Origin of the sequence: Propionicimonas sp. (assembly GCF_047606205.1) — a bacterium.
GTDB lineage: Bacteria > Actinomycetota > Actinomycetes > Propionibacteriales > Propionibacteriaceae > Propionicimonas.
In genome coordinates this window covers 26,296-34,143 of sequence record NZ_JASGES010000043.1, presented here as the reverse complement: position 1 = coordinate 34,143, position 7,848 = coordinate 26,296, and the positions used below count along the sequence as shown (strand labels likewise).

The 7,848-nt window shown below is 71.7% G+C and carries 9 protein-coding genes; 3 read left to right on the top strand and 6 right to left on the bottom strand.

Going from position 1 to position 7,848, the window contains the following annotated elements:
• The 3 genes from QM633_RS03115 to QM633_RS03105 form a co-directional block, all read right to left on the bottom strand.
• Nucleotides 1–447: hypothetical protein (locus QM633_RS03115; protein ID WP_415152265.1), on the bottom strand; the 447-nt coding region annotated here is incomplete at its 3' end.
• A 123-nt stretch (nt 448–570) separates the two neighbouring features.
• A complete protein-coding gene (locus tag QM633_RS03110; RefSeq protein ID WP_415152264.1) occupies nt 571–1,482 on the bottom strand; it encodes a DUF4031 domain-containing protein in 912 nt (303 codons plus the stop codon).
• Between the two features lie 43 nt (nt 1,483–1,525).
• Nucleotides 1,526–1,993: a YbhB/YbcL family Raf kinase inhibitor-like protein gene (locus QM633_RS03105; RefSeq protein WP_415152263.1), complete on the bottom strand. Its 468-nt coding sequence runs from the start codon at nt 1,991–1,993 to the stop codon at nt 1,526–1,528.
• 80 nt (nt 1,994–2,073) lie between these two features.
• Between QM633_RS03105 and QM633_RS03100 the strand changes: the two genes are divergently transcribed.
• Nucleotides 2,074–2,679 (top strand): bifunctional 4-hydroxy-2-oxoglutarate aldolase/2-dehydro-3-deoxy-phosphogluconate aldolase, encoded by a 606-nt coding sequence (locus QM633_RS03100; protein ID WP_415152262.1) that lies wholly within the window; start codon nt 2,074–2,076, stop codon nt 2,677–2,679.
• Between the two features lie 47 nt (nt 2,680–2,726).
• Here the strand turns inward: QM633_RS03100 and QM633_RS03095 are convergent, their stop codons facing one another.
• Nucleotides 2,727–3,041 (bottom strand): hypothetical protein, encoded by a 315-nt coding sequence (locus QM633_RS03095; protein ID WP_415152261.1) that lies wholly within the window; start codon nt 3,039–3,041, stop codon nt 2,727–2,729.
• Nucleotides 3,042–3,257: 216 nt separating this feature from the next.
• Here QM633_RS03095 and QM633_RS03090 point away from each other — a divergent pair, with 216 nt between their 5' ends.
• Both QM633_RS03090 and QM633_RS03085 read left to right on the top strand, forming a co-directional pair.
• Nucleotides 3,258–4,217, top strand: coding sequence for a hypothetical protein (locus QM633_RS03090; protein ID WP_415152260.1), 960 nt, complete (start codon nt 3,258–3,260; stop codon nt 4,215–4,217).
• A gap of 148 nt (nt 4,218–4,365) precedes the next feature.
• Nucleotides 4,366–6,171, top strand: a complete 1,806-nt coding sequence (locus QM633_RS03085; RefSeq protein ID WP_415152259.1) for a CDP-glycerol glycerophosphotransferase family protein — start codon at nt 4,366–4,368, stop codon at nt 6,169–6,171.
• Nucleotides 6,172–6,235: 64 nt separating this feature from the next.
• Here the strand turns inward: QM633_RS03085 and QM633_RS03080 are convergent, their stop codons facing one another.
• Nucleotides 6,236–7,009, bottom strand: a complete 774-nt coding sequence (locus QM633_RS03080) for an ABC transporter ATP-binding protein (RefSeq protein WP_415152258.1) — start codon at nt 7,007–7,009, stop codon at nt 6,236–6,238.
• Nucleotides 7,002–7,847, bottom strand: coding sequence for an ABC transporter permease (locus tag QM633_RS03075; protein WP_415152257.1), 846 nt, complete (start codon nt 7,845–7,847; stop codon nt 7,002–7,004). Before QM633_RS03075 ends, QM633_RS03080 begins: the two co-directional genes overlap by 8 nt.
• Nucleotide 7,848: the final 1 nt, after the last annotated feature.

The window sequence follows — 7,848 nt, the reverse complement described above, 5'->3', positions numbered from 1 at the left end:
GGTCGGCGTGGGTGTGTCGGTCGGCGTGGGTGTGTCGGTCGGCGTGGGTGTGTCGGTCGGCGTGGGTGTGTCGGTCGGCGTGGGTGTGTCCGTCGCGGTGGGTGTGTCGGTCGCGGTCGGTGTCACGGTCGGGGTGGGCGTCCCGGTCGGCGTGGGCGTCACGGTCGGGGTGGGCGTCACGGTCGGCGTGGGCGTCTCCAGCGGATCCCAGGTCGGCGTCTCGGTCGCGGTCGGCACGCTCACCGTCGGCTCCGGCGTCGTGGTGGTCGTTGCGGTCGCCGTGGCCGTGGCCGTGGCCGTGGTGGTCGCCGTGGCGGTCACCGTCGCCGTCGCGGTGGGCTCGACCGTCACCGTCGGCGTGATGGTCGAGCTCGGAACGGTCGGAGTCGGGGTCGGGGTGGCCGACGCGCCGACGGTGGGCTGGACCTGGTCTCCGGTCGTGGTCAAGGGCGCGCCGGATCGCGGTGGCGCCACAAGGGCGCCAGCGGCTACGCATGCCGCTGCGGCAAGCCAAATACTTGCCTTTGCCATCGCGTACCCCCCGCAAGCAGTGGCTAGTGCTCCTTCAAGCTACTGTACCCACTCCGGCGCCGAAAAATGCAGCCATCGCTGTCGTTCTGAGATGAGATTCTGCGCTGCCTGTGCGCTCCAGGCGGCCTGCGCTGCCGGCGACGCGTACAGCGGCGTCCGCGCCAGCAGGGTGTCGAGCACTCTCAGCCGGCCGCTCGCGAACTCCTGATCGCTGTACTGCGGGTACTCCAGGCGCACGTCCCGTGCGTAGACGTGGTACCGCCCGGGCAGCTGGCCGAGGATCGACAGGTCGGCGTCCACCACCTGGATCCCGGCGGCGTCGTCCGGCTCCGGCGCGTGGCCGGCGGTCAGCCGGACGAGCCGCGCCACCTCGTCCACCTCGTCCCCGGGAAGACCGGAGGCGGGCAGCAGTGTCTCGGCCAGCCGCGCGGACGCCTCCTCGTCCGCACCGGCCCGACCCTCGTAGACGGCGTCGTGGAACCAGGCGGCGAGGCCGACCGGACGCGCCGGGCCCCCGTCCGTGAGCTGCTCGAGCGCGCCGAGCATCTGCCACAGGTGGCGTACGTCGTGGTAGTGCCGCCGGGGCTGCTGCCAGCGCTGGAGCAGGTCGGCCCCGAGCCCGGGCCGGCCGGGCAGCAGGCGGTTCCAGGCGGTCCTCAGGCCGGGAACGACCTCGGCGGCCCGTGGGGTGCGCTGTCGCCTCCGCACCCGCAGGCCGGAGGCGACCAGGCGGCGGACGAGTTCCGGGGACGGGACGGCGAGGGCGCCGGCGTCCACCAGCTCGTCGTGACGGCTCTGCGGGACGTCGTAGTGGTCGTGGTCGAAGGCGCGGACGGGCAGGCCACGCCGGTCGGCGAAGTCGAACAGCTCGTCGAGGGAGGCGTCCGAGACGAGGTGGCAGAACAGCGTGCCGTGCGCGGGCCAGCGCGGCGCGTCGATCAGCAGCGCCACGGACCGCGCTCCAGGACGGGGTGCCCGTGCCGCCCGGCCACGCCTAGCTCGACGGGTTCTGGAACGTGGCGGTGAAGGCGGCCTGGTCGAGCACGTTGAAGCTGAGCGTCAGCCGCGCGACGGCGCTGGTCGCCTCGTCCGGGACGTCCAGACGGTCCGCGCCGACGGCGAACACCGTGAACACGTAGTGGTGCGCGGGGCCGGGCGGGGGCCATGGCCCGCCCCAGCCGGTGTAGCCGTAGTCGTTGGGCCAGGTGCGGGCCCCGGCGGGCAGGGGCTCGCCCTCAGCGAGCGAGGTCACGTCGGGCGGGATGTCGGTGACCACCCAGTGCCACCAGCCGCTGCCGGTCGGTGCGTCCGGATCGAAGCAGGTGAGGGCGTAGCTGAGCGTGCCGTCGGGCGCCCCCGTCCAGGCGATCCCCGGTGCGATGTTCGAGCCGCCCACACCGGGCTCGGCGTACTTCAGGTCGATGCCGGCGTCGGCGGCGATGCCGTCGCTGCTGATCTCCATGCTGACTCCTTCGAGGCTCCGGGGCCAGCTAACCACGGGTGCATCCGCCTGTCACCGTTCCGATCGGGCAGGATGGGCGCGTGGCTCCTGAGTTGCCCGGGTTGGGCGTGCACAACGTGATCGTCGGACTGCCGGACCTCGACGCGGACGAACTCCTCCCCGCGTGCGAGGTGCTGTGCCAGGAGGGCTTCAAGGTCTGGACGCTGTCGGCCGGGCAGACCTCGCAGCTGCCCGGGTTGCTGAGGGTGTACCGACGGCGGGCACGGATCGGTGTCCACGGCGTCACGACGGCTGCGCAGGTGCAGTCGGCGGCCGGGGCGGGCGCGTCCTTCGTGGCGTCCGACTTCCTGCTGCCGGAGCTGGTCGGGGTCGTGCCCGAGTTGCCGGTGGTGCTCGGCGGCATGACCCCCTCGGAGCTGCGGGCCGGCATGGAGGCCGGCGCGGCGGCGGTCCAGCTGGTGCCCAGCGAGGCGTTCGGGACGAGCTACCTGAGGATCCTGCCCTCGCTGCTCGCTCCGGGTCCGGTGATCCAGGCCGGCCGGGTGGAGCGCTACCAGGCGGAGTTGTGGCTCGACGCGGGCGGCCTCGCGGTGTTCCCACGCGACATCATCGGTCCTGAGGCCGTGCTCGGGGACAACCTCGACGACCTCCGGGTCACGCTGCAGCACTGGCGCCTCGGCGACTGAGTCGGCTCCGCCTCGTCGGGGCGCGGCTGCCGCCGGCGTCGAGGGGTTCAGCGCGGCTTGTGACGAACCAGGGCGCCGATCCCGAAGAAGACCAGGACGCAGACGAGCAGGCCACCGCCGCCGATGACGGCCAGCTGCACCCAGCGGTCGCCCTCCTCGTCGACCGGGCGCCGGGTCGGGGTGGGCGTGGGGGTCGGGGTGGGCGTCGGCTTCGCCTTCGGGGTCTTCTTCTTCGTGGCCTCCGGCATGGGCTGCTGGCCGTAGGCGTACGCCGGCGCCGCGGCGAGGGGCGCGGCGCTCACGACCACTCCCGCACCGAGCGCGACGGCGATGACGGTGAGCACCACCGCGACTGATCTCATCCGACCCCCCGATCGCTTCCGACCCCGTCCATCCGGGATCCGTCAGCCCGGCGTCCGATGGCGCGCTGCCCGACGGTTCCGCCCGACGGGCCAACTTCCGATAGCCCAGTATCCGTCAGGCGCGGGACGCCCGCGGGCGCATAGCGAGGGTTGTCGCGCGAGAATCCTTAAGTTAGCCTGAGAATCTACGGTCAACGTCAACAGGACGGGTGTGCGATGTACCAGCCTCGACGGGTCGCCGACCCGCTCGTACCGGCTGCGTCGGCCCCATCCGCCGGCGCGCAACGGCTGGACGCGGGTCTGGCGGCCTTCCACAGCGCACCCCGGCGGGCTCGCCCGACGATGGCCGACCGGTTGTTCGCGCGGGGCGGGCTGGCCCTCGCGGTGGTGACGGCCTCGGCGACCGCCGGCGTGGTGGTGCTGGGCAGCGGACTGCACTCGGCGGAGGCACTGGGCGCCAGCGCCCTCGATGTCGCGCCCGTCGCGGTTGCGATCGCGGACGACGCCTCGGCCGCGCCGGTCAGCGGGATGACCGCGGACGAGCTCGCGGCCCCCGTCGTCAAGAAGGCGAAGGTGGCGTCGAAGGCGCTGGTGAGCGTGACGCCGATGTACGCCGCGGCAGCGGTGAACGTGCGGGCGTCCGCGTCCGAGAAGTCCGACCTGCTCGGTACCGTCGCGCTGGCTGCGCGGGTGAGCGCGACCGCGACGATCGAGGGCAAGTACCGTCAGGTCGAGTACTCCGACGGCTACGGCTGGGTGCTCGCGTCCCAACTCACCGACGAGATGCCGATCGAGGCGGCCGGCACGACCTGGGACCCCTGCCCACGAGGGTCGGCCGTCGAGAACAAGCTGCGCAAGGACACCATCCACATCTACCGGTCGGTGTGCCCGCTGTTCCCTGCGGTCAACTCCTACGGCGGCTGGCGCGCGGGTGGCATGCAGTTCCACAAGAACGGGCGCGCCCTCGACATCATGCTCACCCCGCACGCGGAGAGCGCGCTCGGTCACCGGATCGCGAACTACCTGATCGCCCACGCGAAGGTGTTCAACATCGACCACATCATCTTCGAGCAGCACATCTGGACGCCCAGCACACCGCGGTGGCGCAAGATGGCTGACCGCGGTGGCACCACCGCCAACCACTTCGACCACGTCCACGTGGCGATCAGGGCCTGACCCGAGCGGCCCACCCGTCAGGATCCCTCGCTCGTGCCGGCTGCGCGGGGACGGTTCTCTCGTGCCGGTGACGGGGGAGCCATCCGCGCGTGCACGATGGAACGGTCGCGGGCGGCAGGCGGCGGGGCGTCCCGGCTAGGCTGAGCGGGTGAAGCGCGGCGGTGGCATCCAGAGCCTCGGACGTGCCCCCGTCCCGGAGTGGGAAGAGATCGCCCGCGCCGCATGGCCAGGCCGCCTTCCCGGCCGCCTCACGCAGCTTGCCGGACGCGCGCAGTTCACCGTCCTCCTGATCGGCCTCGTCATCCTCGTCCTCGCCGCGTGGCTGCGGTGGCCGTGGCTCGGCCTCGCCGCGTGGACGCTCGGCGCGGTGGGTGAGTGGCTGGCCACCCCCGCCGACACCGCCGTGGGGCGCCTGCTCGACCTCGTCGGCCTCCGGCCCCAGCTGCGGGCCCTGCTGCGCAGCATCCTCGCCGCGGCCGTCGTCTTCGTCGCGGCGTCGGATCCGTGGGCCGGCCTCGGCTACGTCACCGTCGTGCTCGTCCTCCAGCTGGCCTGGACCGCGCAGCCCGTCCTCGCGACCTGGCTGTCTCGCTCCGCGCCGCCCCTGCGCTACCAGCCCGGAGCCGCCGCCCAGCCCGTGCCCTTCACCGCGCATGCCCGCGCCTACGCGCGCGCCGTCGGGACGCCCGGCGTCCTCGTCGCCCTCGAGTTCGTGCTGCTCGCCAAGGCGCTCGCCGCGGCCACCGGCTGGATGCGCCCCGCCCCGGACCTGGCCATCGCTGCCGCGGTGGCCGTCGCAGCCCTCGGCTGGCTCGCATGGACCGCCCTGCAGGCCAGGACGCTGCGCGCTGCGCAGCAGGGCTGGGCGGACGCGCTGGTCCTGGAGCTGGCCGCGAACTCGCCGGGCTACCTCGTCTACGTCTCGCTGGCCGCGAGGCAGTCGAAGTACATCGTGAACCAGTGGCTGCCCGTCCTCGACGGACTCGAGCGGAACGGCATCGTGCTGGTCCGCGAGGCCAACCAGCTGCTCCCGCTGGACGCCACCCGCCTGCCGGTGGTGTACGCCCCCACCACGCGCGGCGTGGAGCTGGTCACGCTGCCGAGCGTCCGCGTCGCCTTCTACCTCGCCTACGGGGAACGCAACTCCACCCTGCTGCGCGACCCGCGCCTGCGCCACGTGATGCTCGCCCACGGCGACTCGGACAAGGCGACCAGCGCCAGCGCGCTGATCCGTGCCTTCGACGAGACCTGGGTGGCGGGGCGGGCGGCCGTCGACCGGTTCGCCGCGGCGGGCCTCGACCTGCCGGCCACGCACTTCGCCGTCATCGGGAGGCCCCAGGCGTCCGTGCTGCCGGTCGGGCCGAGCGGACGCAGCCCGAAGGTGCTGCTGTACGCGCCCACCTTCGAGGGCTACTACGCGCAGACCACCCACAGCTCGCTCGACGTCCTGGGCGTCGAACTCGTCCGCCGGCTGCTCGGCGGCCACCCGGAGCTGCGGGTCTGGTTCCGTCCGCACCCGGCCAGCGGCGTGGTCCGCCCGTCGATGCTCGCCGCCATCGCCACGATCGAGGACCTGCTGCGTTCGGCCGGCGACGGCCACCTCGTCACGTCTGACCGGGGGTTGTCCCTCAACGAGTGCCTCGCCGGGTCGGACGTGCTCGTGTCCGACATCTCCAGCGTGACCTCGGACTACCTGTTCACCGAGCGACCGATCGTCGTGTGCGACCCGGACGGGCTCCCCGCCGCACAGTTCATGGCCGCCTACCCGTCCCAGGCGAGCTCCTACCTGCTCACCCCGGACCTCGACGGGCTGGACGCGGTGCTGGCCGACGCGCTCGGCGACGACTCCTTGCGCGAGGCCCGGATCGCGATGAAGAAGCACGTCCTGGGCGATCCGGAGGGCGGCCCGCAGGCCGCTTTCGCCGCCAACCTCGAACGGCTCTGCCTGAGCTGAGCGCCGTGAGGAGGAGGGTTCGCAAGCGTGACCGACCGGCAGCGCGAGCAGACCGGGGAGGGGGTCAGCGCCGACGGCGCCGGGCCCCGACCCCGTCGGAGCGGAACTGCTCGTAGGCACCGACCACCTCGTCGGTCGGGCCGTCCATCACCAACTCGCCGCGGTTCAGCCAGATCGTCCGCTCGCAGGTGGAGCGGATCGAGTTCATCGAGTGCGAGACCAGGAACACGGTGCCGGCGTTGTCGCGGATCTGGCGGATCCGGGCCTCGCTGCGCTGCCGGAACTCCTTGTCGCCGACGCTCAGCGCCTCGTCCACGATCAGGATCTCGTGCTGCTTGATGGTCGCGATGGCGAACTTCAGCCGCGCCTGCATGCCCGAGGAGTAGGTGCGCATCGGCAGGTCGATGAACTCCTGCAGTTCGGCGAAGGAGATGATCTCGTCCTGGACGGCCTCGACCTCTTTGCGGCTCAGGCCGAGGGCGAGTCCGCCGAGCATGATGTTGCGCTCGCCGGACAGCTCGCCGATCAGCGCGGCCCCGACACCGAGCAGGTTGGGTCGAGAGGACGCGTACACCGCTCCGGACTCCGGCGGGGTGAGGCCGGTGATCGCGCGCATCATCGTGGACTTGCCCGAACCGTTGGAACCGATCACGCCGATCGACTCGTTCTCGTAGGCGACGAAGCTGACGCCCTTGAGGGCGCGGACCTCGCGAATGCCCCGCCCGGACTGCTTGAGCAGCCCGCCGCGGGACTTCTTCACCGCTCGTCCGCTGGCGAACACGCGGTAGGTCACCGAGAGGTCGTCGACGACCACCACCGGTCGCGGGGTGTCAGTCACGTCCGTACCTCTCCTCCGCGACCCAGAAGAACAGCAGCCCGATCACGAAGGCGCCCACCGACCAGATCGAGAAGTACAGCCAGTACAGCGGGTTGTAGTCGTGGCCGCCGAGCAGCGCGTCGCGTGCCATCTGCAGCACCTGGTAGATCGGGACGAAGTCGTAGAACTCGATGATGGACGGGTGCTGCTCGAAGATCTTGTTCACGTCGAACAGCACGCCCGAGGTGTAGAAGAGGATCCGGGCCAGGAAGGGCAGCAGCTGGGTCAGGTCGCGGACGTGCACGGTGAGCCGGGCCGTGAACAGCGCGATGCCGGTGTTGAACAGCGTGAACAGGGCGAGCAGCGGGATGATCAGCAGCCATTCGACGGCCGGCCAGTGGCCCAGGAACGGCAGGATCACGAAGAGTACCGCGATCGACGGCATCAGCGAGAGGAACTCCTCGACCACCTCTGCGATCGGCAGGGTGATCCGGGGGAACGCCAGCGACTGCACCAGCGACTGGTTGCCGGTGATCGATTTCGCGCCCTGGGTCATGCTGCGCTGGAAGAACTGGAACAGGAAGACACCGATCACGACGTGGGCGGCGAACTGGATCGGGTCGGTGCCGCGCTGGATGACGTAGAAGATCGTGCCGTAGATGAGGGCGTTCAGCGTGGGCTGCAGGACGAGCCACAGGACGCCGAGCCGGTTGCCCTCCAGACCGGCCCGGAGGCGGTACATCGCCAGCGCCACCACGAAATCCCGCCGGTGCCACGCATCGGCGACATAGCGCCAGAAGGGCGGCCGGGCGCCGACCCGTTTCAGTCCGTGCTCGGCGGCAAGCTCGGCCAGACTCATG